Raw genomic sequence first — 382 nt, 5'->3', positions numbered from 1 at the left:
GTGAAATGCAGCGCCACCGACTTGAACGGCTGGCCCGCGAAACGTTCGGTGAAATGGGCCGTCCAGCCCACGGGCGGCGCCTCGCGGCCGACGAGGGCCTGCAGGAATTCGCGCCGCGTCGTGCCGGATGGCGCTTCCGGGCCCATCACGTCGAAGCCGCAATTGGCGGGCCGCAGCGGGGCCACGGCCACGCCCAGCGCTTCCAGCCAGGGCGCCCAGGCGCCGTCGGAGCCCAGGCGCTTCCAACTGGCGCCGCCCAGCGCCAGCACGGCGGCACGGGCCTGCACATGCACCTCGCCGGCGGGCGCGGCAAAACGGAGTTCGGTGGTGCCGGCCTCCCGCGGCGCTGCGTCTTCGGCTGCCGGGGGCAACGGCCCGAGCC

Annotated in this window: 1 protein-coding gene; it reads right to left on the bottom strand. The window is 74.9% G+C overall.

Annotated elements, in window-relative coordinates; translation table 11 throughout:
- Positions 1–382 (bottom strand): NAD(P)/FAD-dependent oxidoreductase (locus tag E4T82_RS12355; RefSeq protein ID WP_194185907.1); only part of this gene is annotated, 382 nt, incomplete at both ends.

This window comes from Streptococcus cuniculi (genome assembly GCF_004570575.1).
Classification (GTDB): domain Bacteria; phylum Bacillota; class Bacilli; order Lactobacillales; family Streptococcaceae; genus Streptococcus; species Streptococcus cuniculi_A.
This window is presented reverse-complemented; position numbering and strand designations above follow the sequence as displayed.